Annotated in this window: 20 protein-coding genes; 9 read left to right on the top strand and 11 right to left on the bottom strand. The window is 76.2% G+C overall.

All coding sequences use genetic code 11. The features are described from left to right. Positions 1-97 precede the first annotated feature (97 nt). Positions 98-691 carry a DUF4291 domain-containing protein gene (locus J0910_RS17475; RefSeq protein WP_420159590.1) on the bottom strand — a complete coding sequence of 198 codons (594 nt, stop codon included), beginning with the start codon at positions 689-691 and terminating at the stop codon, positions 98-100. A gap of 521 nt (positions 692-1,212) precedes the next feature. Further along, positions 1,213-1,749, bottom strand: a complete 537-nt coding sequence (locus tag J0910_RS17470; protein ID WP_420159589.1) for a MarR family winged helix-turn-helix transcriptional regulator — start codon at positions 1,747-1,749, stop codon at positions 1,213-1,215. Positions 1,750-1,863: 114 nt separating this feature from the next. Between J0910_RS17470 and J0910_RS17465 the strand changes: the two genes are divergently transcribed. Then, complete coding sequence (locus tag J0910_RS17465; RefSeq protein ID WP_420159588.1) at positions 1,864-4,134, top strand: LLM class flavin-dependent oxidoreductase; 2,271 nt, start codon at positions 1,864-1,866, stop codon at positions 4,132-4,134. Positions 4,135-4,153: 19 nt separating this feature from the next. Here J0910_RS17465 and J0910_RS17460 read toward each other — a convergent pair whose 3' ends face one another. Then, the gene (locus J0910_RS17460; protein WP_420159587.1) at positions 4,154-4,591 is read right to left on the bottom strand and encodes a hypothetical protein; all 438 of its coding nucleotides are present in this window, start codon (positions 4,589-4,591) and stop codon (positions 4,154-4,156) included. Positions 4,592-5,039: 448 nt separating this feature from the next. Then, a complete protein-coding gene (locus J0910_RS17455; protein WP_420159586.1) occupies positions 5,040-6,536 on the bottom strand; it encodes an SIP domain-containing protein in 1,497 nt (498 codons plus the stop codon). A 733-nt stretch (positions 6,537-7,269) separates the two neighbouring features. On the opposite strand from J0910_RS17455, the gene J0910_RS17450 reads away from it, so the two are divergent. Both J0910_RS17450 and J0910_RS17445 read left to right on the top strand, forming a co-directional pair. Continuing rightward, on the top strand, positions 7,270-8,097 hold the full coding sequence (locus J0910_RS17450; protein ID WP_420159585.1) for a nitroreductase/quinone reductase family protein: 828 nt from the start codon (positions 7,270-7,272) through the stop codon (positions 8,095-8,097). A gap of 251 nt (positions 8,098-8,348) precedes the next feature. Then, on the top strand, positions 8,349-9,083 hold the full coding sequence (locus J0910_RS17445; RefSeq protein ID WP_420159584.1) for a PIG-L deacetylase family protein: 735 nt from the start codon (positions 8,349-8,351) through the stop codon (positions 9,081-9,083). A gap of 23 nt (positions 9,084-9,106) precedes the next feature. Here J0910_RS17445 and J0910_RS17440 read toward each other — a convergent pair whose 3' ends face one another. Both J0910_RS17440 and J0910_RS17435 read right to left on the bottom strand, forming a co-directional pair. Further along, positions 9,107-10,435 (bottom strand): MFS transporter, encoded by a 1,329-nt coding sequence (locus J0910_RS17440; protein WP_420159583.1) that lies wholly within the window; start codon positions 10,433-10,435, stop codon positions 9,107-9,109. 200 nt (positions 10,436-10,635) lie between these two features. Beyond that, on the bottom strand, positions 10,636-11,901 hold the full coding sequence (locus J0910_RS17435) for an AI-2E family transporter (RefSeq protein WP_420159582.1): 1,266 nt from the start codon (positions 11,899-11,901) through the stop codon (positions 10,636-10,638). Positions 11,902-12,522: 621 nt separating this feature from the next. On the opposite strand from J0910_RS17435, the gene J0910_RS17430 reads away from it, so the two are divergent. The 5 genes from J0910_RS17430 (at position 12,523) to fahA (ending at position 18,933) form a co-directional block, all read left to right on the top strand. Beyond that, positions 12,523-13,482: an MBL fold metallo-hydrolase gene (locus J0910_RS17430; RefSeq protein WP_420159581.1), complete on the top strand. Its 960-nt coding sequence runs from the start codon at positions 12,523-12,525 to the stop codon at positions 13,480-13,482. A 24-nt stretch (positions 13,483-13,506) separates the two neighbouring features. Continuing rightward, positions 13,507-15,192: an FAD-dependent monooxygenase gene (locus tag J0910_RS17425; protein ID WP_420159580.1), complete on the top strand. Its 1,686-nt coding sequence runs from the start codon at positions 13,507-13,509 to the stop codon at positions 15,190-15,192. Beyond that, a complete protein-coding gene (locus J0910_RS17420; protein WP_420159579.1) occupies positions 15,167-16,369 on the top strand; it encodes a homogentisate 1,2-dioxygenase in 1,203 nt (400 codons plus the stop codon). Before J0910_RS17425 ends, J0910_RS17420 begins: the two co-directional genes overlap by 26 nt. Next, on the top strand, positions 16,366-17,247 hold the full coding sequence (locus J0910_RS17415) for a hypothetical protein (protein WP_420159578.1): 882 nt from the start codon (positions 16,366-16,368) through the stop codon (positions 17,245-17,247). The genes J0910_RS17420 and J0910_RS17415 overlap by 4 nt, the downstream gene beginning before the upstream one ends. Positions 17,248-17,709: 462 nt before the next feature. Further along, complete coding sequence (gene fahA / locus J0910_RS17410) at positions 17,710-18,933, top strand: fumarylacetoacetase (RefSeq protein WP_420159577.1); 1,224 nt, start codon at positions 17,710-17,712, stop codon at positions 18,931-18,933. Positions 18,934-19,040: 107 nt separating this feature from the next. Here the strand turns inward: fahA and J0910_RS17405 are convergent, their stop codons facing one another. From J0910_RS17405 to J0910_RS17385, 5 genes are all read right to left on the bottom strand, one after another. Further along, positions 19,041-19,868, bottom strand: coding sequence for an SAM-dependent methyltransferase (locus J0910_RS17405; protein ID WP_420159576.1), 828 nt, complete (start codon positions 19,866-19,868; stop codon positions 19,041-19,043). Between the two features lie 91 nt (positions 19,869-19,959). Next, positions 19,960-20,277, bottom strand: a complete 318-nt coding sequence (locus tag J0910_RS17400) for a DUF6204 family protein (RefSeq protein ID WP_420159575.1) — start codon at positions 20,275-20,277, stop codon at positions 19,960-19,962. A 220-nt stretch (positions 20,278-20,497) separates the two neighbouring features. Continuing rightward, positions 20,498-21,031, bottom strand: coding sequence for a GNAT family N-acetyltransferase (locus J0910_RS17395; protein ID WP_420159574.1), 534 nt, complete (start codon positions 21,029-21,031; stop codon positions 20,498-20,500). Between the two features lie 118 nt (positions 21,032-21,149). Further along, positions 21,150-21,680, bottom strand: coding sequence for a GNAT family N-acetyltransferase (locus tag J0910_RS17390; protein WP_420159573.1), 531 nt, complete (start codon positions 21,678-21,680; stop codon positions 21,150-21,152). Between the two features lie 140 nt (positions 21,681-21,820). Beyond that, on the bottom strand, positions 21,821-22,024 hold the full coding sequence (locus J0910_RS17385; protein ID WP_184388009.1) for a cold-shock protein: 204 nt from the start codon (positions 22,022-22,024) through the stop codon (positions 21,821-21,823). Between the two features lie 311 nt (positions 22,025-22,335). On the opposite strand from J0910_RS17385, the gene J0910_RS17380 reads away from it, so the two are divergent. Further along, entirely contained in the window at positions 22,336-24,639 is a 2,304-nt protein-coding gene (locus J0910_RS17380) for an FdhF/YdeP family oxidoreductase (RefSeq protein WP_420159572.1), read from the top strand. Positions 24,640-24,646: the final 7 nt, after the last annotated feature.

Below are 24,646 nucleotides of genomic sequence, written 5' to 3'. Positions count from 1 at the left end.
TTCCGAGTGCTCGGTCCATGCGGGGCGGCGGCCGCCGCCCGGGGTCCCCTGAGCCTGCCACGCCGGGCCGCGGAGCGCCGCCCCGGGGCGGCCGCGCTCATCGGCGCAGGTGGTCCAGGAGCCCGTCCGGCTCGGGGTAGGGGTCCTCCCGGGGGAGCAGCCGCCGGGCGGCCTCCAGGTCGCCGCCGCGCACATGCCCGTGGACCTCGCGGGCGAGGGCGGTGGCGTCGGTGATGGAGACCGTCCACTCGTCGGCGTAGCGGCGGGCGGCCTCGCCGGTGAGGCCGAGCTGCAGCGAGCGGTGCGGGAGGGGCCGCAGGTGCAGGTCGCGTTCGGGGTCCCACTGGACGCGGGCCGGGGCCCGGTGCAGCCGCCGCTTCCAGTCGGCCCGGTCGGCGTGGAGTCCGGGCGCGTAGTGGGACAGGCAGGCGCGCTCCAGCGCCCACTCGAAGCCCTCGCGGGTGATCTCGACGGCGAGGACGGTCTCCTGCCTCTCCTTGGTCGCCCATCCGCAGCGGTACATCATCCAGAGGAAGGACGGCTTGATCCACGTCATCCGGTCCCGCTTCCAGGCCGGGGGGAAGGCGTTCTCCCGGGCCGCGGGCAGGCCGATCTCCGGGGCGTAGGCCTGGTAGACGGTGATGGTGGAGCCGGTGTGGCGGGCGCGGACGCGGTGTTCGGGTTCTGTCACGGTGACAGTGTGCGGATCCGGCCCGCTCCGCGCCAACGGGTTATCCGCTCGGTCCGGCGGTGCCCCGCCGGGGCCTCCGGTGCGGAGGGCGCGCCCCGCCGCGCGGCGGGGCGGCGGTTCCGGCGGGGCCGGGCCGGGCGTGGGGCGGCCACCGGACCGGACGGAGCGAGCGCGGTATGCCCATTGCCCCCTGGCCGCCGGTGCTGTGGATCGGCGGCGCGGACGGCCTCCGGGAGCCCGCTCTCCGGGGTCCGGCCGTGGTGGCCGAAGGCGCGTGCGCGGTCGGAGAGGCGGAGGCGGCCCGGGTCTTCCGCGCCGCGCGGCCGCAGGCGGAAGCCGGCCCGTGGGTGGGCCTCCAGGAGCGTGAAGGCGGGGATGCGGCGCGCTCCGGAGGCGAAGAGCCGCCGTTCGCCCCGGTTCCATGAGGAGCGGGTCCCCCCGCTCCTCCTCCGCGCGCCTGAACTGCGCGCTCGGCCGGTGCGTCCGGGCGGTCCGCACGCGGGGCGGAGGGCCGGCCGGGGTCAGTGGGCGCCGGGGCCGAGGCCGTCGGCGGTGAGGACGGCGCGGATGGCGTCGCAGGGGTCGATGTGCGGGGAGTCGGCGCGGACGTAGAGGGCGGCGCGGTGGGCCAGGTCCCCGAGGAGTGCCTGCTCGTCGGCGCCGAGGGCGGCCAGGACCGCCTGCTGGGCGCGGGCGACGCGGCGGGCGGCGTCGGCCAGGACCGAGCGGCCGTGCTCGGTGGCGACGATCCGCCGGGCGCGGCGGTCCCCGGGGGCGGGGACGCGTTCGACCAGGCCGGCCGATTCCAGGGTGTCCAGCACGTAGGTCATCACGGTGCGGTCGATGCCCAGGTGCGCGGCGAGCGCGGCCTGGGTGGGCAGGTCGCGCTCGGCGACGGCGGAGAGCACGTGGTAGCCGCGGCTGCCCTCGGGCAGGTCGGCCAGGACGAACTCGGCCGCCTCGTGCCAGCGGCGGAGCAGCACGGCCAGCGCCCAGCCGAGGTCTCCCGGGGCTGCGCCCGTCTGCGGAGTGCCGTGCTGGACACCGGTTTCGGCCATAGCGCGATCGTACCGGAATACCCGGACCAGGAAATAGGTTGTCAGGAATATTATCTTCTCGGCAACGCAGTAGCCGGGGGCGGCCCCCGGTGGAGCGCGGAAGGGACCCCCGCCATGCCCGACTACGGCCACGACCTGCTGTTCGGCACGTTCATCACCCCGGACGCCGCCGACCCCGCCGCCGCGGTCGCCCGCGCCCGGGACACCGAGCAGGCCGGCCTGGACTTCGCCACCTTCCAGGACCACCCCTACCAGCCGCGCCTCCTGGACACCTGGACCCTGCTGACCTGGGTGGCCGCGAGCACCGAGCGGCTGCGCATCGCCCCCGCCGTGCTCAACCTGCCGCTCCGCCCGCCCTCGGTCACCGCCCGCGCCGCCGCCTCCCTGGACCTGCTCTCCGGCGGCCGGCTGGAGCTGGCCCTGGGCTCCGGCGCCTTCTGGGACGCCATCGAGGCGATGGGCGGTGCCCGGCTCACCCCCGGCCAGGCCGTCGACGCGCTGGACCAGGCGGTCGACGTGATCCGCGCGCTGTGGGACGCCGGCGCCCGCGGCGGCGCCCGGGCCGGCGGGGAGCACCACCGGGTGGCCGGCGCCAAGCGCGGCCCGGCGCCCGCCCACCCCATCGGCATCTGGCTCGGCGCCTACAAGCCCCGCATGCAGCGGCTCACCGGACGCAAGGCCGACGGGTGGCTGCCCTCGCTGGGCTACGCCGACCCCGCCGCGCTGGCCGAGGGGAACCGGGTCATCGACGCCGCCGCCGAGGAGGTCGGCCGCGCCCCCGGAGAGGTCCGCCGGCTGCTCAACCTGACCGGCGCCGAGATCGGCCCGGCCCCGCGCGGCTTCCTGCAGGGCCCGCCCGAGCAGTGGGTGGACGAGCTGCTGCCGCTCGTCACCGAGCACGGCTTCTCCGCGTTCTTCCTGGCCACCGACGACCCCGAGCAGATCTGGCGGTACGGCGAGGAGGTCGCCCCGGCGCTGCGCGAGGCCGCGGCCCGGGAGCGCACCGCGCCGGCGCGGCCCCGCGGCGCCCGCCCGGCCGCGGCCCGCGCCGCCCGCCGGGACGGCATCGGCTACGGCGCAGTGCCCGCCTCCCTCGCGGACGGCGCGGTCGAGCCCGGCGACCGGGAGTACGACCGGGTCCGGCACACCTACATGCGCTCCGGCTCGCCCGGCCTGGTGCTGCGCCCCGCCGACGCAGACCAGGCCGCCGAGGCGCTGCGCTACGCCCGCGGGCAGCGGGCCCCGATGGCGGTGCGCAGCGGCGGCCACGGCATCAGCGGCCGCTCCACCGGCGACGGCGGGGTGGTCATCGACCTGTCCCGGCTGAACCGGGTGGAGCTGCTGGACCGCGGGTCCGGGCTGGTGCGGATCGGCGCCGGCGCCCGCTGGAGCGACGTCGCCGCGGCCCTCGCCCCGCACGGCCTCGCGATCGGCTCCGGCGACCACGGCGGAGTCGGGGTGGGCGGACTGGCCACCGCCGGCGGCCTCGGCTGGACGGCGCGCCTGCACGGGCTGACCATCGACCACCTGGCGGCGGCCGAGGTGGTGCTGGCCGACGGCACCCGGGCGCGGGCCGACGCGGGCACCGACCCCGACCTGCTGTGGGCGGTGCGCGGCGCGGGCGCCAACATGGGCCTGGTCACCTCGGTCGAGATCCGGGCCCGGGAGCTCGGCGAGGTGGTCTTCGCCGACTTCGCGGTGGACGCCGCCGACACCGCCGCCCTGCTGCAGGCCTGGGGCGCTGCGCTGGAGGAGGCGCCGCGCGAGCTCACCTCCTTCCTGCGGCTGCTCCCCGGCCGCCGCGGGTCGGGGCCGATCGCCAGTGTCCAGGCGGTCTACGCCGGCGACGACACCGAGGCCGCCGGCAAGGCCCTCGCCCCGCTCACGGCCATCGGCCCGATCCTGGGCCGGCAGGCGGTGCGGGCCCCCTACCGGGCGCTGATGCCCGCCGGGCACCGGCCGCACCGCGGCGCCGCCGGCCCGGTGATGCGCTCGGCCCTGCTGGACCACCTCACCGCGGAGGCGGCCGAGGGGATCGCCGCGGTCGCCGGGTCGGGGCAGAGCCTGGGCGTGCACATCCGCGCGGTGGGCGGTGCCGTCAACGACCTCGCGCCGGACGCCACCGCCTACCCGCACCGGCACCAGAACTTCTCCCTGGCCGCGGTCGGGGCCGGCCCCCGCGTCCCGGCCATGGAGCGGGCCTGGGAGGAGCTGCTGCCGCTGACCGACGGCATGTACCTGAGCTTCGAGACCGGCACCGGCCCCGAGGCGCTGCACCGCGCCTTCCCCGAGCCGACCCTGTCCCGGCTGCGCGACCTCAAGCGCCGCTACGACCCCGACCAGGTCTTCTCCACCAACTTCCCGATCCCGCCCGCCGGCCGGTAGCGCGCGCCGGCCCGCCCTGCTAGACCTCGTGGTCCCGGGCCAGCTCCTCCCAGCGCAGGCCGAGGAGGGCGGGGGCGGCGCGGCCGTCCGCGGGGGCCTCCGGAGCGTCCTGGAACCAGGCGGCGGCGAGGGCGGAGCGGTGCAGCACCGGGTCGAGCCCGGGGTCGACCGGCGCGGAGTGGAAGGCGCCGATGCAGGCCACGGCGGGCAGCAGCTCGACGGGGCCGAACCGGCCCGGGCGCCGGTCCGGCTCAGGGTACGCGCGGTCGGGGGGAACGAGGTGGACCGGCAGGGAGGGGAAGGCCTCCTCGGCGGCCCGGAGCAGGCCTCTGATCCTCATCTCGTTGACCGGCCCGCACGGGTGGCCCTCCAGCATCCCGCCGTAGGTCGAGGAGAGCCGCAGCTCGGAGAGGTCGATCGGGCGGCCGGAGGAGAGGGTGAGGCGGCTCAGCGGCATGCCCGCACTCTACGGAGCCCGCTCCCGGCGCGGGTACCGGTTTTCGGGGCGGCGGGATCTCCGGGCGCGTGTGCGCCGCCGCCGGCGCCGCGGCCGGACCCGGAGGGCCGCCCGGCGGAGGCGGAGGCGGGCCCCTTCGCGGCGAGCGGCCCCCGAAAACGTTCACGGTGTGCGACATTCTGTAGACATAAAGCGATATGTGAGTCAGAATCGACCTCATCGGTCTCCGAGGCTGAACACGCGTCAACCGGATGGAGCCGCCATGAGCCCGACCGTCCACCGCGCCCGGCGTCGCACCGCCGGAGCGGCGGGCGCTCTTCCGACACGGTCCTGATCCCCCGAGGGGCACCCGCGTTCCCGCCGTCGACGGGTGCCCAAGGCGTGGAGCCCGCGCCCCGGCCGGTCGCCGCCGGCCGGGGCGCGGGCGCGTCCGCTCCCGCGCGGCCCCTCAGAGGCGGCGGGCGGTGGCGAGCCAGGCCGGAAGCGTCCCCAGGTGCTCCGGGGAGCCCTCCGGGCCCATCACCCCCTCGTAGCCGGTGCGCTCCAGGCGCTCCAGCTCCCACCCCTCGCCGAACGCCTCCCGGATCGCGTCCGCTCCGACCTGCGGGCCGAAGCCGGGGCCCTCGTCGGAGAGGGCGAGCACGTGCACCCGCCCGCCGGGGCGGCAGGCCCGGTGCAGCGAGGCGGCGTAGCGGGGGCGGTCCTCGGCGTCGAAGACGTGGAACAGCGCGCTGTCCACGACCGTGTCGTAGCCGTCCCCGGCGGGCAGGTCCAGCGCGTCGGCCCGCTCGAAGCGGACCCGCGCGCCCCGGGCCGCCGCCTTGGCGCCCGCCCGCTCCAGGGCCGCCGGGGAGAAGTCGACGCCGACCACGTCGTGGCCGCGCTCCGCCAGGTACAGGGCGTTCTCCCCGGTGCCGCAGCCGACGTCCAGCACGGCCCCGCGGACCAGCCCCTCCTTCTCCAGGCCGACCACGGCGGGCTGCGGGCGGCCGGTCTCCCAGGGCGCGGACCCGGAGGAGTAGGCGCCGTCGAAGGCGGCCCGCTCCGGGGAGGGGGACGGCTCCGGCTCCGCCGCCTCCTCCGCTCCGGCCAGGGCGATCCGCTCCCGGGCCTCGGCCATGTCCTCCTCGGTGGGGGCGTCGTCCTGGGTCAGCCGCCGCCGCCAGTAGCCGGTGAAGTCGATGGAGCGCTTGTCCGCGCCGCGCTCGCCGACCAGGTGGCGGCGGAGCGAGCGGACGGCGCCCGCCTCGCCGGCCAGCCAGGCGAAGAGCGGGCCGCCGCCCAGGTCGGCCGCGCGCACCGCGTCCAGCAGAGCCGTCCCCGAACCGGGGAGGCGGTGCCGCCCGCGGTGCACCCAGTGCAGCTCGGCCCCCTCGGGCAGGGGCAGGTCGATCTCGTCCTCGGCGCCGGAGACCTCGGCGAACACCGAGGCGCGGGTGCCCGCGGGCAGGTGCTCCAGCACGGTGCCGATGGCCGGCAGCGCGGTGTCGTCCCCGGCCAGCAGGATGCGGGCGCCGGTGCCGAAGGCCCGCTCGATCGCGAGGGGCGCGGCGAACTCGTCCGAGGGGCCGAACATGCCCAGCAGGTCCCCGGGCGCGGCGGTGCGGGCCCAGCGGGTGGCGGGCCCGTCGTCCGGGCCGCCGGCGCCGTGCAGGACGAAGTCGATGTCGGCGGTGCCGGCGGCGGGGTCGTGGGAGCGCAGGGTGTAGCTGCGCATCTGCGGCCGCACCTGCTCGGGCAGCGCGGTGAAGGCGGAGTACCAGCCCATCGCCCCGCCCTCGGCGGAGGCCTCGGGGAGCACGGGCCGGCTCTGCCCGGGGCGGGGGAAGAGCAGCTTCACCTGCGGGTCGGGCCGGTCGGCGGAGAGGCCGGCCAGGTCGGGGCCGTCGAAGGTGACCCGGACCATGTGCGGGCTCAGCCGCCGGACGGCGGCGGTTCGGAGCATGCGGACGGGAAGCGGACGTGCCACGGCTGTCTCCCGGAAGGGTTCGGAGAAAAGAGAAGGAGGGCGCGCGGACCGGCCTGGCCAGGGCGGGGTCCGGAGCCTCTGCCTTCCATTGTTTCATTGAACTGCTATTGGAGACTTTTTTCGGCGGTGTCCAGATCAGCGGGGAAGCGGCCGGTGGAAAGTCTCGAACAGCGGTCCCGGGTGACCGGCGCACCGCGGTGCCGTCTCGGGCCGGGGGAGGGGGGCGGGGCGGGCGGCGCCGCCCGGGGGCGGCCGCGCGGGCGGGCTCCGGCGGCGGAACCGAATCGGCGGTGCGCGGGAAATCCGTTCCCGACTTGACAGCGGTGAATTGCGCTCCGGATAATCGGAGCCGTGTCGTGCTGCACCGGCCGAGTAAACGGCGGACGCGGCCGCCACCTTACCTTGGAGATGTGGTCACCGACATGGGCCCCATAAGGCAGATCTGATCGCCGCCGCGCGTGCGCGCCCTGCGCGCCCGGTGCCGGCTCCGCCGCACCGCACAGCGCGGACCCTCGTGTTTCCGGCCGGGTTCTGACGCCGTCCGGCCCCGCCGTGCCGCGCTCCGCGGGTGCTCCCGCGCTGCGCCGCCGCCCATTTTCCGCCGGCCGCTCCGCCGCGCCTCCGTTTTCCCTGTTCCCATGGGAGCGGGTGTTCCGCGCTGCACTGCGCGCCGGTTTCCTTGAGCATTCCCGAAAAAGGAGAGCCTTTCTTGACCCTGGATTTCAACCGTTCCGTCATCGAGGAATTCCGCGCCAACAACGGGCGCGTGGGCGGCATGTTCGAAGGCGCCCGGCTGCTGCTGCTCACCACCACCGGCGCGCGCAGCGGCGAACCGCACACCGTCCCGCTGGGCGCCCTGCCGGACGGCGACCGCACCCTGGTCATCGCCTCCGCGATGGGCGCCGACCGGCACCCGGCCTGGTACCGCAACATCCTCGCCGACCCCGAGGTCACCGTGGAGGACGGGCTCTTCGTGCAGCGCGCCCGGGCGACCGTGCTGGAGGGGGAGGAGCGCGACCGGCTCTTCGCCCGCGCGGTCGAGGCCGACCCCGGCTGGGGCGACTACCAGGCGCGCACCTCCCGGGTGCTCCCGGTGGTCGCGCTGACCACCGTCTCGGTGGAGCCGCCGCGGATGTCCGGCGGGGAGTTCCTGGCCGCCGCGCATGCCGGGATCCGCCGCGAGCTGGACCTGATCCGGGCCGAGGTCGCCCGCTCCGGCCCCGGCGCCCTCGGCGCGCAGCTGCGCGCCAACTGCCTGGCGCTCTGCCAGGGGGTGCACGCCCACCACACCGGCGAGGGCACCATGATGTTCCCGGCCCTGAGGGAGCGCCACCCCGAGATCCGGCCGAGGCTGGACCGGTTCGAGGCCGAGCACGAGAAGGTCGCCGGGATGATCGCCGCCCTCAAGGAGGCCGTCTCCGGTCCCGGCGGCGAGCGGGAGGCGGTGCTGGCCGAGGTGGACCGGCTCATCGCCGACCTGGTGGACCACTTCGACGAGGAGGAGCGGTGGCTCACCGCGCTCCTCGACGGGGTGTGACCTCCCGGCCCCGGCGGCCGGGAGGCCCGCGTCCTCGCCGCCCGCCGGGGCCCGCCCCGCTCTTCGGCGGCCGACGGCACCTCGGCCGCGCGCCCGCCCGGCGGCTCCGCGCTCCCGCCCGGGGCGCTCCCGCGGTGAAATGCGGAATCGCCCCGGGAAGCACCGCGGGAATGGCCGCAAGCGGTCATCGGGCGGAGCCGGGGGCGGCTCCCGGGCCCCCGCCGCGGACCCGGGCGCACTAGAGTCGGTGCATGGCCGAAGAAAAGGTGTCCCTGCAGCAGCTCGACGAGGACTGGAACCGGGTCCTGGCGGTGGTGGCCCACCCCGACGACCTGGAGTTCGGGACGGCGTCGGCGCTCGCGCGCTGGACCGGGCAGGGCAAGGAGGTCACCGAGCTGCTGGTGACCCGGGGCGAGGCCGGGATCGACTCGGTGCACCCCGCCGAGGCCGGCCCGCTGCGCACCGAGGAGCAGCTCGCCGCGGCCCGGGTGGTCGGGGCGAGCGGGGTCGACTTCCTCGACTTCCCGGACGGCACCCTGGAGTACGGGCTCGACCTGCGCCGCGCGCTGGCCCGGGGGATCCGCGCCCACCGGCCGGACGTCGTCGTCTCCATCAACTTCCGGGAGGCCTTCGACGGCGCCGACTTCTACAACCACGCCGACCACCGGGTCCTCGGTCCGGCGCTGCTGGACGCGGTGCGCGACGCCGCCAACCGGTGGGTCTTCCCGGAGCTGGCCGATGAGGGGCTGGCCCCGTGGCAGGGGGTCCGGTTCGCCGCGTTCTCCGGCTCCCCGCGCAGCACCCACTACACGCCCTTCACCGAGAAGGAGCTGGAGACCGGCATCGCCTCGCTCGACGCCCACGAGGTGTACATGCGGGCGCTGGAGGACTTCGACCACCCCGCGATGCTGCGCGGCGGCGCCGAGCGGGCCGGCGAGCGGTGCGGCACCGACTACGCGGTCCTCTTCGAGGTCATCGGGGTCTGACGGGCGGCCGGCGCGGGGCCGGGTCAGCGGTGCCCGGCGGGGTCGGGGGCGCCCTCGTCGCCGCGGTGCGTCAGGTCCGCGCCGCGCCGGTCGGCGAAGGTCAGCGCGGCCGCCCCGCTCACCGCCACCAGCACCGCCAGGTAGGCGGCGACCCACAGCACGCTGCCGAGCTCGGACTCCAGCCAGACCGAGATGGTGGGCACGAACGCGCCGCCGAGGATGGCGCCCAGGGCGTAGCTGATCGAAGCGCCGCTGAGCCGGATCGCGGCGGGGAAGTGCTCGGCGTACATCGCCGACAGCGCCCCGTAGGACAGCCCCAGCAGCAGCCCGAAGACCACCAGCGCCAGCAGGACGAGGGCGGCCTCGCCGGTGCCGATCAGCCAGAACATCGGGAACAGCCAGAGCAGCAGCAGGCCGTAGCCGCCGCCGATCGTCCGGGGCCGGCCCAGCCGGTCCGACAGCACCGCCCCGTACCAGGTGGAGGCGAACCACGCCACCGAGCCCGCCATGATCATGTTGAGCATCAGCGAGCTGTCCAGCCCCAGCCGGGTCGTGCCGTAGTTGAGCAGGTACCCGCCGACCAGCATGTACCCGGCGCCGTTGTTGCCCATGAAGACCAGCGAGGCCTGCAGCACCTTCACCGGGTGGCGGCGGAGCAGCGTGCTCAGCGGCGCGTGCTCGGTGGCCGCCGACTGCTCCATCTCGGAGAAGACCGGGCTCTCCTCCACCCTGCGGCGGATGTAGTGCCCCAGGGCCAGTAGCACGATGCTGAGCAGGAACGGGACCCGCCAGCCCCACTCCAGGTACCGCTCCTCGCCCAGGGGCACGATGACCGCGGCGCTGACCGCCGCCGCGAGCAGCATCCCGGCGGGCACGCCCAGCTGGGGGAAGGACCCGAACCGGCCGCGCCGGTCGGCCGGGGCGTGCTCGACGGCCATCAGCGCCGCCCCCGCCCACTCGCCGCCTGCGGAGAAGCCCTGCACCACCCGGAGCAGCACCAGCAGGACCGGCGCGGCGGCCCCGATCGAGGCGTAGGTGGGCAGCACGCCGATGAGGGTGGTGGCGGCGCCCATCAGCACCAGGGTCAGGACCAGCACCACCCGGCGGCCGTAGCGGTCGCCGAGCCGCCCCATCAGCACGGCGCCCAGCGGCCGCACCAGGAAGCTGATCCCGATGGTGGCGAACGGGATCAGCTGCTGCAGCGGCCCTTCCAGCGGGGAGAAGAAGAGCCCGCCGAAGACCAGGGCGACGGCGTTGGCGTAGATGAAGAAGTCGTACCACTCGATCGTGGTCCCGACGGTCGTGGCCATGGCGACCCGGCGCTGCTGCGGGGTCATCCGGGGTGCGGCCATTCCTGGCTCCAAGGGGGGTGCGGACCGGAGGGGAGGGGAGGCGCGTGCCGGCGCCGCGTTCTCCGCAGGAAGTCTGTGGCGCGGGTCTCACCGTGTCAAGATCACGGGCCCGCCCGCCGCCCCCGCCCGGTCCGCGCCGGGCTCCGCACCCGCCCTCCCGGCCCCGCCCCGGGGGGAGGGGCGGGGCGCGGTTCAGCGGGTCACTCCCGGTCGGCGGAGCCGTCCGCCTTCCGCTCGGCCGGGCCGGAGGCCGTCCCGTTCCGGCCCTTCGCGGGGCCCGCCTCCCCGGCCGCCCCGGCGGCGGGGGCGGAGCCGCGCGCGCCGGCCTTCGCCGGGGACGCCCCGGTCTTCCCCGCGGCGGCCCTCCCGCCGCCGGAGTCCCCGCCGGCCTGCTCGCCGGCCCCCTCGGCGGCCTGCTCGGCCACGGCGAAGGGGCGGTCGCGCAGCAGCCCGGCGACCACCGCCACCACCGGGGTGGCCAGGAACATGCCGAGGATGCCGCCGACCACGGCGCCGGCGCTGACCGAGGCCAGCACCACGGCGCCGGGCAGGTCGAGGGCCTTGCCGTAGACGCGCGGCGCGAAGACGTGGCTCTCCAGCTGCTGTACCAGCAGCACCACCCCGATCACGATGAGCGCGGTGACCAGGCCTTCGGTGACCAGGGCGACCAGGACCGCCAGCAGCCCGGTGAGGAAGGCGCCGACGATCGGCACGAACGCGCCGAGGAAGGTCAGCACCACCAGCGGGACCGCCAGGCCGGGCTCGATCAGGAAGAACAGCGGGACGCCGATGCCGATCGCGTCGATCAGGCCCACCCAGGCCACCCCGCGGATGTAGCGGCCCACCACGCCGTAGGCGCTGTCGGCGGTGGCCCGCATGCCGGCCCGGGAGGAGCCGGGCAGCAGGGTCGAGCACCACTCCATCAGCTTGTCGCCGGAGTGCACGAAGTACACGGTCAGCACCAGCACCAGGATGATGCCGACCAGCACCTCCGCGGCGGCGGCGCCGGCCGTCCACACCCCGGTGACCAGCTGCTGCCGGTTCTGCTCGATGGCCTGGAGGATCTCCGCGGTGGCCTGGTCGATCGTGTCGTCCAGCAGCACCGGGTCGACGCCCAGGCCGGTGAAGGTGGCGCGCAGCGAGTCCGGCGCCTGCTGGAGGCTCTCCACCAGGCCGGGGAAGCCGGCGACCGCCGGCTGCACGATCAGCGTCATCACCCCGGCCAGCAGGATGATCGCGCCGAGGAAGGCGACCGCGGTGGACGTCCCCCGGCCCAGGCCCAGCCGGCGCAGCCGGTTGGTCGGCGGCATCAGCAGCGCGGTCAGGAAGACCGCCAGGATGATCGGGATGGTCACGACCTTGATGTAGGCCAGCGCCCACAGCAGGATCACGAGGACCGCGCCGATCAGGAGCGTCCGCCAAGCGGCGTCGCTCAGTCGGTGCAGCAGGGTCGAGCGGTCGTTCACATGCGCCCCCGGTCTTCGGCCCGCCCGGCGTGCGGCCCTCCGCGGGCGGGACGGTCTTCTCGGTTCTCCAACGGTGTCTCCCCGGCAACGTCCGGCGCGGGCCGCGGGTGCCCGGCGCCCCGGGGCCGGCCCGCCCGCCCGGCCGCCGCAGGGCCGCTCCGGGGCGCGGTGCCGCGGGCCGCGCTCCCGATCATCCCGGATCCCGGGGCCGGCGCGCGGCTCCGGGGGGCGGCGGCGGTTCGCGCGGCCGGAGGGCCCGGACGGGGCGCGGCCCCGCCCCGGAGGCGCGCACGGGCCGCCGCCGCGGGGGGCGCTCCGCCCGCCCCGTGGGCGGCGTCCATGCAGGTCGAGTCCGGGAGGCGGATGGCCGTCCGGGGTGCGCCCGCGGCCCTTCGCGCCGCCGCCTCCCGCCCCGCCCGGGGCCGGGTTCAGGGCGTCCGCTCCCCGGATCCCCGGCCCCGCCCCGCCTTATAAGTTCCGCAAATGAAGAACCGAGGTTTCTTGTGCTTTACCTATAGGTGTGACCGGTGACACCGTGAGGGCGAAGGCGTGGTCCGGATCACGCCGGCGACCGGTCCGCGCCCGGCGAAGCGGCGCGGAGGGAACGGAGGAGTCCCCACCATGGCCAAGCCCTTCGCCTCCTCGGCCGACCTCGCCGAGAAGGAGCAGACGCTCGAGGTCCTGGCCGACGGGGTGTACGCCCTCACCGCCGAGGGCGACCCCAACATCGGCGCCGTCGAGGGCGAGGACTTCCTCGTCTGCTTCGAGGCGCTGGCCACCCCCACCGCGGCGAAGGAGTGGCTCGCCCGGCTGCGCGAGCACACCGACAAGCCGATCCGGTACCTGGTGCTCTCGCACTACCACGCGGTCCGGGTGCTCGGCGCCAGCGCCTTCGGCGCCGAGACGATCGTCGCGCACGAGAAGACCTACGGGCTGATCGCCGAGCGCGGCGAGCAGGACTGGGCCAGCGAGTTCGGCCGGATGCCGCGGCTGGCCAAGGACGCCGCCTCGGTCCCCGGCCTCACCTGGCCCACCGTCACCTTCGCCGACCGGATGACCATCGACCTCGGCGGCGACCGCGGCGACCTGGTGCTGCAGTACTGCGGCCGCGGCCACACCGAGGGCGACATCGTCGCCTGGCTGCCCGAGGAGCGCATCCTGTTCGCCGGCGACCTGGTCGAGGCCGAGGCCGCGCTCTACACCGGCGACGCCTTCCACCGCGACTGGGCCGGCGCCACCCTGGACCGGGTCGCCGCCCTGGAGGCCGAGACCCTGATCGGCGGCCGCGGCGCGGTCACCCGCGGCCGCGCCGCCGTGGACGCCGCGATCGAGCAGACCCGCGGCTTCCTCCGGGTGATGCTGGAGCAGGTCGGAAAGGTGCACGAGCGCGGCGGCACCCTCAAGGAGGCCTTCGAGGCCACCCATGCCGCGCTGGCCCCCGACTACGGGCACTGGCCGATCTTCGAGCACTGCCTGCCCTTCGACGTGTCCCGGCTCTGGGACGAGCTCTCCGGCATCGAGCGGCCGGTCATCTGGACCGCCGAGCGCGACCGCGAAGTCTGGGACCGGCTGCAGGGCTGACGCCGGAGGAAGGTTGGAAGCGACATGCCGAACCCACCGCACCCCCCGGGCATGCGCACGCCCGTCCTCGTCCTGGGAGCCGGCCCGGTCGGCCAGACCGCGGCGCTGCTGCTGGCCCGCTGGGGCCTGGAACCGGTCGTCGTGGACGGCGCCCCCGAACGCGACCCGGTCGGCTCCAAGGCCATCGTCCAGCAGCGCGACGTCCTGGACGTGTGGCACACCGCCGGCGCCGGGGCCGTCGCCGAAGAGGGCCTGACCTGGGACACCGCCCGCACCTTCTACCGCGACCGGGAGCTGTTCGCGACCCGGCTCAACGACCGCGGCGCCAGCCCGCTGCCGCCGTTCGTCAACCTCTCCCAGGCCCGCACCGAGGAGATCCTGGACGCCCGGCTGGCCGAGGAGGGCATCGAGGTCCGGTGGGGCCACCGCCTCACCGGCATCGAGCAGGACCCCGGCGGGGTCACCGCGGTCTGCGCGGCCCCGGGCGGCGAGGTCCGGCTGCGCGGCGGCTACGCGCTGGCCTGCCTCGGCGCCCGCGGGAGCGCGGTGCGCGACGCGCTCGGCGTGGAGCTGCACGGCAGCAGCTACGAGGACCGCTTCCTGATCTGCGACATCCGCGCCGACCTGCCCGGCTGGGAGCGCGAGCGGCGGTTCTACTTCGACCCGGTGTGGAACCCCGGCCGGCAGGTGCTCATCCACCCCTGCCCCGGCTCGGTGTTCCGCATCGACTGGCAGGTCCCGCCCGGCTTCGACCTGGAGGCCGAGGAGGCCGGCGGAGGCCTGGACCGCCGGATCCGGCAGATCATCGGCGACCGCCCCTACGAGGTGGTGTGGCGCTCGGTCTACCGCTTCCACACCCGGGTGGCCGACCGGATGCGCGTCGGCCGGGTGCTGCTCGCCGGGGACTGCGCCCACCTGGTCGCCCCGTTCGGGGCGCGCGGCCTCAACTCCGGGGTGCAGGACGCCGAGAACGCGGCGTGGAAGATCGCCTTCGCCGCCGCCGGGTGGGGCCCCGAGGAGGCCCTGCTGGAGAGCTACCACGCCGAGCGCGCCGCCGCGGCCGGGGAGAACGCCGAGATCACCTCCGCCACCATGCGGTTCCTGGTGCCGCCCGGCCCGCAGGAGGCCGAGCACCGCGCCGCGGTGCTGGAGCGCGCCCTGCACGATCCGGCCGCCTACCCCGAGGTCGACTCCGGCCGGCTCGCCGAACCGTTCTGGTACACCGACTCGCCGCTGACCACCGCCCACCCGCGCCGGGTGTTCGGCGGGCGGCCGCCGCGCGGCGAGGCGCCCGCCCCCTGCCCCGGCGTACTGGTGCCCGACGCGCCGGTGCGCGTCCCGGGCCGGCCGGACCCGGTCCGGCTGCGCACCCTGGCCCGCGCCGGGCTGACCTTCCTGGTCGCCGAGCCCGGCGACCCCGGCGCGGTGCGCGCCGCCGCGGCCTCGGCCACCCGGGCGCCGGTGGCCGCGCTCGCGCTCGGCGCCGCCGACACCGGCGGCGTGCTGGCCCGGGCCCTGGCCCCCGAACCGGGCGAGGCGTGGCTGCTCCGCCCGGACGCGCACATCGCCGCCGTCGTCGACGCGGCCGACCCCGCCGCGGTGGCCGCCGCGGTCCGCACCGCGCTGGGCGCGCACCCGGCGCCCGGCGTCCCCCGGCAGAGCACCCCCCGAGAGGAGAGCAGCGATGGCGTACTACCGGCGGCTGGGTGAGGTCCCGCGCACCCGGCACACCCAGCACCCCAACCCCGACGGCGGGCTGTACTACGAGGAGCTGATGGGGGAGGAGGGCTTCTCCTCCGACTCCTCGCTGCTGTACCACCGCAACATCCCCTCGGCGATCACGGACGCCCGGGAGTGGGAGGTCCCCGACCAGCGGCGCACCCGCAACACCCCGCTCGCGCCGCGCCACCTCAAGCTGCACGCGCTCTTCGGCGACGAGTGGAAGGACACCGACGCCGTCACCGGCCGCCGCCTGGTGCTCGGCAACGACGACGTGCGGATCTCCTACGTCGCCGCCGGCGCCGCCTCCGAGCTGTACCGCAACTCCATCGGCGACGAGTGCGTCTACATCGAGTCCGGGGCCGGCCGGGTGCAGACGGTCTTCGGCGAGCTGGAGGCCGGCGCGGGCGACTACGTGATCCTGCCGCGCGCCACCACCCACCGCTGGCTCCCCGAGGGCGACGAGCCGCTGCGCGCCTACGCCATCGAGGCCAACGGCCACATCGCGCCGCCCAAGCGCTACCTGTCCCGCTACGGCCAGCTCCTGGAGCACGCCCCCTACTGCGAGCGGGACCTGCGCGGCCCCTCCGAGCCGCTGCTGATGCAGGGCACCGATGTCGACGTGCTGATCAAGCACCGCGGCGACGGCCCCGGCGGGATCTCCGGGACCCGCTACACCTACCCCGAGCACCCCTTCGACGTGGTGGGCTGGGACGGCTGCCTCTACCCCTACGCCTTCAACATCGCCGACTTCCAGCCGATCACCGGCCGGGTGCACCAGCCGCCGCCGGTGCACCAGGTCTTCGAGGGGAACAACTTCGTGGTGTGCAACTTCGTGCCGCGCAAGGTGGACTACCACCCGCTGTCCATCCCGGTGCCCTACTACCACTCCAACGTCGACTCCGACGAGGTGATGTTCTACTGCGGCGGCGACTACGAGGCGCGCAAGGGCTCCGGCATCGGGCAGGGCTCGGTCTCGCTGCACCCCGGCGGCCACTCGCACGGCCCGCAGCCCGGAGCCTACGAGCGCAGCGTCGGCGTGCAGGCCTTCGACGAGCTGGCCGTCATGGTGGACACCTTCCGCCCGCTGGAGCTGGGCGAGGGCGGCACCGCCGCGGAGGACCCCGGCTACGCCTGGACCTGGGCGGGCAGGGGGCCGGCCCGATGAGCGCGCCCGCGCTCTTCGCCGGCCTGCTGGACGACGCGGCGCTCTTCCCGCCGGGTGATGCGCCGATGGCGCGCGCGGTGCCCGCGCACCGCGCCCACCTGGCCGGCCCGCACGCCGGCCACCTCGGCGTCTTCGTGGTGGCCGCCTCCCGGCTGGACGAGCTGGAGCGGGCGCTGGCCGCCGAGGACGGCGGCGGCGCCCCGCTGGCGCTGGGCGTCACCGTCCCGGACGGCCCCGCCGGACTGGAGGCGGCCCTGGAGCGGGCCGGCCGGATCGAGGGCGCCCGGACCGCCGCGGTGGAGCTGGCCGCGGGGCCCGGCGCCGACCCGCGGGAGGCGGTCGGCCGGGCCGCGGCCGCGCTCGCCGCGACCCTGCCCGCCGGGGTCGCCGGCTACGTCGAGGTGCCCCGCGGCACCGACCCGCGCCCGCTGCTGGAGGCCGTCGCCGAGCGGGGGCGGCGCGCCAAGCTCCGCACCGGCGGCACCACCGCCGGGGCCTTCCCGGACGAGGCGGAGCTGGCCGCCGCGGTGCACGCGGCCGTCGCCGGCGGCACGCCGTTCAAGTGCACCGCCGGGCTGCACAACGCGGTCCGCCACACCGACCCGGAGACCGGGTTCGAGCACCACGGCTTCCTCAACGTGCTGGCCGCGACCGGCGCGGCGCTGCGCGGCGCCTCGGTGCCCGAGCTGGCCGGCGTGCTCGCCGAGCGGGACGGCGGCGTACTGGCCGCGGCGGCCCGCGCGGAGGAGGCCCGGGCCGCGGCCGTCCGCACGGCCTTCACCGGCTTCGGCACCTGCAGCGTCACCGAACCCCTCGCCGACCTCGCCGCCCTGGGCCTGCTCCCCGGCCCGGCCCCGACCGGAGAGGCGCCCCGGTGACCTGCGCCCGGCGCGGCGCCGACCGGGCGGGAGCGGAGCGCGGAGCGCTCGCCGGCGGATCCGCCGGCCACCGGCTCCGCGCACCGGCCGCGGGGGCCGGGCCGGTGCCTCCTCCGGACGGGGGAGCGCGCGGGCGGGCCGCTTCCCGCGCCCGCGACGACCGCGCCCGCCCGGCCTCCCCGAGCGGGCGCGGGCGCGACCCGTTCCCGCGCCCGTCGGCCGCCGCGAGGCCGGGGCGTTCCCTCCGGACGGGGAGCGGCGCGCCCGCGCCGCCCGCCCCGGGGACCGGCCCGGCGCGGCCCCTGGGGCCGCCTCCGCCGCCTCCGCCGCCTGCGGGAACGCCCCGCGGGTACGCGCGGGGAGCGTGCCGTTCCCGGCCCGCCGGCGGTGGCCCGGTCGGCGCGGCCCCCGAGCGAACCAACGACGATCCCTGAGACCGATCCACGACCCGGAGGACACCACGTGCCCGACACCTGGCTCGACATCGCACCGGACGCCCACTTCGGCCCGTCCTGCCTGCCCTACGGGGTGTTCAGCACCCCCGACCGGTCCGAGCGGCGGGTGGGGGTGGCGATCGGCGGCCACGTCCTGGACCTGGGCGCCGCCGCACGCGCGCTCGGCGCGCCGTTCGCCGGCGCGGTCTCCGGTGCTTCGCTGGACCCGCTGCTGGCCGCCGGCCGCACGGTCTGGGAGCAGGTGCGCGCCGCCGTGCGGGAGTGGCTGGCCGACCCCGCCCGGGAGGGCGACGTCCGCCCGCACCTGGCCGACCGCGCCGGGGTGATGCTGCACCTGCCCTTCACCGTCGGCGACTACGTCGACTTCTACTCCTCGGAGCACCACGCGACCAACGTCGGCCGGATCTTCCGCCCCGAGCAGGAGCCGCTCACCCCCAACTGGAAGCACCTGCCGATCGGCTACCACGGGCGGGCCGGCACGGTGGTGCCCTCGGGCACGCCGGTGGTGCGCCCGGTCGGCCAGCGCAAGACGCCCGCCGACGCGGCGCCGCTCTTCGGCCCGTCGTCGCGGCTGGACATCGAGGCCGAGGTCGGCTTCGTGGTGGGCGCCCCCAGCGCGCACGGCGAGCGGGTGCCGGTCGCCTCCTTCGCCGACCACGTCTTCGGGGCGTTCCTGGTCAACGACTGGTCCGCCCGGGACCTGCAGGCCTGGGAGTACGTCCCGCTCGGCCCGTTCCTCGGCAAGTCCTTCGCCACCTCGGTGTCGCCCTGGGTGGTGCCGCTGCAGGCGCTGCAGGCCGCCCGGACCCCGCCCCCGGTGCGCGACCCGGAGCCGCTGGAGTACCTGCGCGACGCCGAGGGCGACCCGTGGGGCCTGGACATCTCGCTGGAGGTCCGGCTCAACGGCCACCTGCTGTCCCGGCCGCCGTTCTCCGGGATGTACTGGACCCCGGCCCAGCAGCTGGCGCACATGACGGTCAACGGGGCCTCGGTGCGCACCGGCGACTTCTACGCCTCGGGCACCGTCAGCGGCCCCGGGCGGGAGCAGCGCGGGTCGCTGCTGGAGCTGTCCTGGGGCGGCAAGGAGCCCGTCCGGCTGCCCGGCGGGGCGGAGCGGACCTTCCTGGAGGACGGCGACACCGTCGCCATCACCGCGACCGCGCCCGGGCCGGACGGCGCGGTGATCGGCTTCGGCGAGGTCGCCGGAACGGTGGTCCCGGCCCGCGGCTGACCCGCGGCCGGCCCGCGGCCCCGGGTCCGGCGGACGGAGCCGGGCCCGGGGCCGCCCGCCTCCGGGGGAGCGGGCCGGCCGCCGCGCCGGGCCCGCCCGGGCCGGGGTCAGGGCTTGCGCCCCACCCCGCCGAAGTCGTCCACCGGGGCGGCCGAGCCCACGTCGGCCGGGTCGGGCCGCCACCGGGTCACCGAGACCACGCCCGGCTCCAGCAGCTCCAGGCCGGCGAAGAACTCCGCGATCCGCTCGGGGGAGCGGTCGACGCGGGGCTCGGACCCCTCCTCGTTCCAGATCCGCGCCATCGCGGCCCGCTCCTCGGGGTCGATGACCGCGGTGGAGTCGCACAGCACGAGGTGGCTGCCGGAGGGCAGCGCCGCGAGCAGGCGCCGGACGACGCCGGACGCCTCGGCGTCCTCGGTGACGTGGGCCAGCACGCCGAGCAGCAGCAGGCCGACCGGCCGGTCGAAGTCCAGGGTGCGCGCCGCCCGGTCCAGCACCGCCTCCGGGTCGCGCAGGTCGGCGTGGAGGTAGTCGGTGGCGCCCGCGCGGGAGCCGGTGAGCAGGGCGCGGGCGTGCGCCAGGACCATCGGGTCGTTGTCGGCGTAGACCACCCGGGCCTCGGGCGCGGCCGCCTGCGCCACCTCGTGGGTGTTGCCGTGCGTCGGCAGCCCGGTGCCGATGTCCAGGAACTGCCGGATCCCCGCCCCGGCCGCCAGGTGGGTCACCGCCCGCCGGAGGAACGCCCGCTGCGCGCGGGCCACCGCGGCGATCCCGGGGAACGCCGCCCTGATCTGCTCGCCGACCTCCCGGTCGACCGGGTAGTGGTCCTTGCTGCCCAGCCAGTAGTTCCAGATCCGCGCGGAGTGCGCGGTGCGGGTGTCGACCCCGGCGGGGGGCTCCGCGCCGGTGCCGCCGGGGTCGGGGGCGTCGTCCATGGGGGTGCCTTCTGCGTCGCGGTCGGCTGCGGGGCCCCATTCGACCAGCCCGCCCCGGGCGGAGCGAGGGCCCGCCCCTGGCCGCTACCGGTCAGCCGGCCTCCCGGGGCGCCGCGGCGTCCGGGCGCTCAGGCCTTCCGGGAGCGCACCTTGCGGGAGCGCACCTTGCGGCCCGGCGGGCCAGCGCCCCGGCCCGCTCCTCGGCGGCCTCCGCGCCCTCTTCGGGGGAGACGCGCACCTCGCAGCGGAACGAGAACCAGGACAGCGCCCGGTCGTAGGTGAGGGTGCCGGCCTCGGTGAAGGCCGCGGAGAACATGTCGTGCTCGTCGGCGGCGGTGAGCAGCGCGGCGCGGGCCTCCTCGCCGAGTCCGTCGAAGCGTCCGCGTACGGTCGCCCGGTAGGTCTGCATGCGCGCGCCTTCCTTCCTCGCGGTGCCGGCCGCCGCCCGTCCGGGCGGCGGCCCGAAAGGGAGAGCATCCCGGAGCCCCCGCGCGAAGGGCAACACGATTACGGCCCGGCGCGCCGCGCCCGCCCTGTGCGGGCCCGCGCCGCACGCCCCGTCCGGCGGCGGGGCCGGGCGGCGCCCGCCGGGGGACCTCAGGGGCCGCCCGGAGGGCCGCGCGGCGCTCTCAGCCGAGCGCGCGCTGCATGATGACCGTGTCCACCCACATGCCGTGCTTGTAGCCGACCCGCTCCATCCGGCCGACCTCGGTGAACCCCAGGCGCGCGTGCAGGGCGCGCGAGGCGCCGCCCTGGGCGCCGTCCGGGGTGTCGGCGATGACCGCGACGACCTGCTTCAGGCCGGCCTCGGCGCAGGCCCGCAGGAACCGCTCCATCAGCAGCCGGCCCAGGCCGCCGCCGGTGCGGCCGGGGGCCAGGTAGACCGAGTTCTCCACGGTGTAGCGGTAGGCGGCCTTCGGCTTCCACGGCGAGGCGCCGGCGTACCCGGCGACCTCGCCGCCGACCTCGGCGACCAGGAAGGGCAGGCCCAGCTCCGCGCTCTCCTTGAACCGGGCGCGCCAGGCGTCGGCGGAGCGCGGCTCCTCGTCGAAGGTGGCGACGCCGCTCTCCACGTAGTGCGCGTAGATGCCGGCGACGGCCTCCATGTCGCCGATCCCGGCCTCCCGGACGACCGGCTCCGGCGCCCCGTTCCGCTCCGCCAAGGTGTCCCCCCGTGCTCCCCTGCTCATCGGTACCGCGCCGGCCATTCTCGCGCGGGCACGTTAAAACCGTGTTACGCAGGGAGGATGCGGTAGATCACGGTGGGCGGGGCGGGGGCGGTCAGCCCAGGTCGGCCGGGCGCATCCGGAAGACGGTGAGCCGGGTCCCGTAGTACTTGTCCGTCTCGCCCACCCACTCCATGCCCAGCCGGCGGGCGGTGGCCGCGGCCCGCTCGTTGTCCGGGCGGGCGACCGCGAACAGCTCCTCCAGGCCCTGCTCGAACGCCCACCCGGCCAGCGCGCGGGCGGCCTCGGTGGCGTAGCCGCTGCCCCAGGCGTCCGGCCGCAGGTGCCAGCTGAGCTCGAAGTCCTCGTCGTAGGGCGGCAGCTGGCGCAGGGCCAGGCCGCCGATGGGCTCCCCGTCCTCGGCGCGCACCACCGCCCAGCGCCCCGCCGGCGGGACCAGGCTGGGCTGCGCCTCGCTCCAGGCCTGCAGCACCGTGCGCATCGCCGCCTGGTCCCGGACGGCGCTCATCTCGGGCGTCAGCCGCCCGGTGACCTCGTCCGCGCCGTAGATCCGCAGCGCGGCCGGGGCGTCGGCCGGCTCCCAGGCTCGGATGATCAGGCGTTCGGTGCGCAGCTCAGGGGTCATGGGGAAATGCTAGATGACCGGGGCCGCGGCGGAGCGGAGGAGGGACGGGCGAGCCGGAGGAAAGAGGGGATAAGGACACGAGAAGGGGCCGACCGGGCGAACCGGTCGGCCCCTCGTCACCGCCGCTGCGGGCGTCCGGCTCAGATGGCCTGGACGTCCTGGGCCTGCGGGCCCTTCGGGCCCTGCGTGACCTCGAACTCGACGCGCTGGTTCTCCTCGAGGTTGCGGAACCCGCTGCCCGAGATGTTGCTGTAGTGGACGAACACGTCCGGGCCGCCCTCGTCCTGGGAGATGAAGCCGAAGCCCTTCTCGCTGTTGAACCACTTGACGGTACCGGTGGCCATGGGGCCTCCCCATTCCTGCGATCGGATCGGCGCCGCGGGCCGCAGCGCCGAGGGTGTGCTCGCGAACCCTCATCCGAAAACGGAAAAGCGCCCGCCGGCCGGAAACTCCGCGGGCGATCAAGCGATCAAGCGAAATCCAGACTGCAACCCGCCTGTGACATTAGCACAGAAGCCCCCGCCCGACACCGGTCCGAACACCCGCCGCGCCTGGTGTCGGCGGCTCCCGCGAGTGAGAGGATGATCACCGAGGGAACTCCGTGACAGCAGCCGAGACCGCGCCGGGCCGCCACCGGCGCCGCAGGGGGCCGGACATGTCCAACGCACCCATCGACGACCCGCGCCAGGACGCCCCGAGCGTCACCGCGCCGAAGGAATCCGCGGTGGGGATCCCCGCCATCGCCGGCAGCGTGCGGGTGACCGGAGCCCAGTCCGGCGCCCGGCGCGGACTGCTCACCCTCACCGCGGTCAACCAGAAGCAGGGCTTCGACTGCCCCGGCTGCGCCTGGCCCGAACCCGACCGCCGGCACCCCGCCGAGTTCTGCGAGAACGGCGCGAAGGCGGTCGCCGAGGAGGCCACCCGGCGCGAGGTCGGCCCGGAGTTCTTCGCCGCCCACCCCATCGCCGAGCTGGCCGAGCGCTCCGGCTACTGGCTCGGCCAGCAGGGCAGGATCACCGTTCCCGCCTACGCCGCCCCCGGCGCCGAGCACTACGTCCCGGTCTCCTGGGACGAGGCCTTCGGCATCATCGCCGACCGGCTCGGCGAACTGGACTCCCCGGACCGGGCCCTCTTCTACACCTCGGGCCGCACCAGTAACGAGGCGGCCTTCGCCTACCAGCTCTTCGCCCGCCGGTTCGGCACCAACAACCTGCCCGACTGCTCCAACATGTGCCACGAGTCGTCCGGGTCGGCGCTGGTCGAGACCCTCGGCGTCGGCAAGGGCAGCGTCCTGCTGGACGACATCTACCAGGCCGACCTGATCATCGTCGCCGGGCAGAACCCGGGCACCAACCACCCGCGGATGCTGACCGCCCTGGAGAAGGCGAAGCGGTCCGGCACCCGGATCATCACCGTCAACCCGCTGCCCGAGGCCGGCATGCAGCGGTTCCGCAACCCGCAGGCGGCGCGCGGCCTGATCGGCGCGGGCACCCTGCTCACCGACCTGTTCCTGCAGGTCCGGGTAGGCGGCGACCTGGCCCTGTTCAGCGCCCTCAACCGGATCCTGCTCCAGGTCGACGAGGCCGGCGGCGACGCGCTGGACCGCGGGTTCATCGCCGAGCACACGCACGGTTTCGACGCCTACGCCGAGTCCCTGCTCGACCAGGACGAGGAGGCGTTCTGGGCGGCCGTGCGGCGCGCCACCGGCCTGCCGCGCGAGCGGATCGAGGAGGCCGCCGCCATGGTGCTGGCCTCGGAGCGGATCGTGGTCTGCTGGGCGATGGGGCTCACCCAGCACCGCCACGCGGTGCCGACCATCCGCGAGGTGGTGGACTTCCTGCTGCTGCGCGGCAACGTCGGCCGCCCCGGCGCCGGGGTCTGCCCGGTGCGCGGGCACAGCAACGTGCAGGGCGACCGCACCATGGGCATCTGGGAGCGCCCGCCGGCGGAGTTCCTGGACGCGCTGCGCGACGAGTTCGGCTTCGAGCCCCCGCGCGAGCACGGACTGGACACCGTCGGCGCGATCCGCGCCATGCGCGACGGCCGGGCCGAGGTGTTCTTCGCGATGGGCGGCAACTTCGTGTCCGCCTCCCCGGACACCGGGGCGACCGAGGCGGCGATGCGCCGCTGCCGGCTGACCGTGCAGGTCTCCACCAAGCTCAACCGCTCGCACGCGGTGACCGGCGAGCACGCGCTGATCCTGCCCGCCCTGGGCCGCACCGACCGGGACGTGCAGGGCGGCGCCGAGCAGTTCGTCAGCGTCGAGGACTCCATGGGGCAGGTGCACGCCTCCCGGGGCCGGGTGGAGCCGCTCTCCCCGGAGATGCGCTCGGAGGTCGCCATCGTCTGCGGCCTGGCCCGCCGGGTCCTCGGCGCGGACGACCCGGTGCCCTGGGAGGAGTTCACCGCCGACTACGACCGGCTGCGCGACCGCATCGCCCGGGTGGTCCCCGGTTTCGAGGGCTACAACGAGAAGGTGCGCCGCCCCGGCGGGTTCACCCTGCCGCACGCCCCCCGGGACAGCCGCACCTTCCCCACCGCCACCGGCAAGGCCAACTTCACCGTCAACCCGATCACCGCCCCGGAGGTCCCCGAGGGCCGGCTGCTGCTGCAGACCATCCGCTCGCACGACCAGTTCAACACGACGATCTACGGGCTGGACGACCGCTACCGCGGTGTCCGCGGGGGGCGCCGGGTGGTTCTGGTCAACCCCGAGGACATCGCCGAGCTGGGCCTGGAGGCCGGCGGGTACGTGGACCTGGTCAGCGAGTGGACCGACGGCGCGGACCGCCGGGCGCCGCACTTCCTGGTGGTGGAGTACCCCACGGCCAAGGGGTGCGCGGCGGCGTACTACCCGGAGACCAACGTGCTGGTCCCGCTGGACTCCACCGCGGAGGTCTCCAACACCCCGACGTCGAAGTCGGTCGTGGTCCGCCTCGAACCGGACTCCGGCCTCTAGCGCCGGG

The sequence above is a fragment of the Nocardiopsis oceanisediminis genome (assembly GCF_048595525.1).
GTDB lineage: Bacteria > Actinomycetota > Actinomycetes > Streptosporangiales > Streptosporangiaceae > Nocardiopsis_A > Nocardiopsis_A oceanisediminis.
The sequence above is the reverse complement of the archived record's forward strand: the minus strand, read 5'-3'. Positions and strand labels throughout refer to the sequence as shown.